Here is a 1,532-nt window from a genome sequence, read left to right as displayed (position 1 = left end):
ACGGCTCCGGCGACGGCGCACGCGACGAGCACGGCGTTGCGGGCCACGTGCCGGCGGCCGACCGGCTCGTCCGAGCCGCCGAAGCATCGGCACGGTCCGGTCGTTCCCCGCCGCAGCGCCGTCACCAGGACCACGGCGAACCCGAGGAGCAGGCCTCCCGCGAGCAGGAGGCCCGCCCTTCCGTCGCCGTCGAGGCCGGGCGCCGCCAGCATGACGACGGTCCCGGCCTCCACGGTGACGACGACGACGGCGGCGGGCGCCCCGAGAGGCGCGGGAAGGCCGCCGAGCCGCCGTACCGCCATGGTGAATTCACCGAAAGCCCGCCGCGTGCGCAGCTTCGTGAGGACGGAGACCAGGAAGACCCCCGTCAGCACGAGCCGCAGAGTCAACACGGCATAGACCATGGGACCTGTTACCCCACGTCAGCAGGAGCCCACGTTGTACCAGGTGCCGCAGTCCGAACGGATGTACTTCACGCAGATGGAGCCGGTGGGGTTCGGGTAGCAGTGCTTCTCGTGGTGGCACGCGTAACCGGGCGGGCCGGATACGGGCCCCACGTAGTAACACGTGTCGGCCTGGGCTTCCGCGCCGGGGAGGAGCCGTTCGAGCAGCCGGTCTCCCAGGCGGTGCAGAGAGCGGATCATGTGTTGTCCCTTCGCTGGGTTCGGGCGTGGTAGGCCGCCCGCTCTGTGAGGATGCGCGGTGCGACCTTCGCCGCGGTTGCGGCCGGTCGCGTGGAGGGCCGCAGGCGTCGCGCTACCCCGGCGCTACCGGAGCCGTCCAGAATCGCGTCCACTCAGCCAGGTGGAAGGGTTGATCATGCGATTCCTCGTCATCCTGCTGTCGCTGGCCGTGGCGGCGGGGCTTGCCGCGGCCCGGCGCCGCTTCGTCGTGGTGCGGGTGGCCGGGACGAGCATGGTTCCGACGTACCAGCCGGGAGACCGGGTGCTCATACGGCGCGGCGCGCGGCCGGCCCTGCGGCGCGGCCAGGTCGTGGTCTTCCGGCGGCTGCGGCCGGACGGCACCGGCTCGGCGGACGGCAGGGGCTCGCCGAGACCGGTGCCTGGACCGCGCGGGGTGGAGTGGCTGATCAAGCGGGTCGCCGCGATGCCGGGTGACACCGTGCCCGCCCACGCCGCGGCGGGCGTGCACTTCGCGCCGGGCGACGTGGTCCCGGCCGGCCGGCTGGTGGTCCTCGGCGACGGCCCCACCAGCGCCGATTCCCGGCACTGGGGTTATCTTCCGGTGAGCGAGGTGCTGGGCACCGTCGTCCGCAGGTTGTCGTGAGACACCCGCTCGCCACCCCGGACGGGAGCGGAGCCCGAGCCACCGAGGCCCGTCGACGACAGAGGTGCGGAGCACCTGCCTAGCCGTGGACGCGGGCCATCGGGATTCCGGCGAGGGACGCCCGGTCCGCCAGCAGTACGGCGGTCGCGGTGGCCTCGGCGGTGTCGCCGAGCCGCTGGAACAGCCGGTGGGCCGCCGCCCAGGACCGTACGGCCGCGTCCTGGTCGCCGCGGTCGTGCTGGGCC

General features: G+C 73.6%; 3 protein-coding genes. 1 reads left to right on the top strand and 2 read right to left on the bottom strand.

Annotated features, from left to right (window positions below; genetic code table 11):
- Together AB0J39_RS39500 and AB0J39_RS39495 are read right to left on the bottom strand one after the other, a co-directional pair.
- On the bottom strand, positions 1-392 hold a 392-nt coding region (locus tag AB0J39_RS39500), incomplete at its 3' end, for a MauE/DoxX family redox-associated membrane protein (RefSeq protein WP_363474331.1).
- A 30-nt stretch (positions 393-422) separates the two neighbouring features.
- Positions 423-644, bottom strand: coding sequence for a hypothetical protein (locus tag AB0J39_RS39495; RefSeq protein WP_363474330.1), 222 nt, complete (start codon positions 642-644; stop codon positions 423-425).
- 175 nt (positions 645-819) lie between these two features.
- On the opposite strand from AB0J39_RS39495, the gene AB0J39_RS39490 reads away from it, so the two are divergent.
- Positions 820-1,287, top strand: coding sequence for a S26 family signal peptidase (locus tag AB0J39_RS39490; protein ID WP_363474328.1), 468 nt, complete (start codon positions 820-822; stop codon positions 1,285-1,287).
- Positions 1,288-1,532 lie beyond the last annotated feature (245 nt).

The organism is Microbispora sp. NPDC049633 (genome assembly GCF_040675265.1).
Classification (GTDB): Bacteria; Actinomycetota; Actinomycetes; order Streptosporangiales; family Streptosporangiaceae; genus Microbispora; species Microbispora maris.
This window is presented reverse-complemented; position numbering and strand designations above follow the sequence as displayed.

Excerpts from the sequence above, each read along its gene's own strand:
- AB0J39_RS39495 (WP_363474330.1), bottom strand. The coding sequence starts at position 644 with ATGATCCGCTCTCTGCACCGCCTGGGAGACCGGCTGCTCGAACGGCTC.
- AB0J39_RS39490 (WP_363474328.1), top strand. The coding sequence starts at position 820 with ATGCGATTCCTCGTCATCCTGCTGTCGCTGGCCGTGGCGGCGGGGCTT.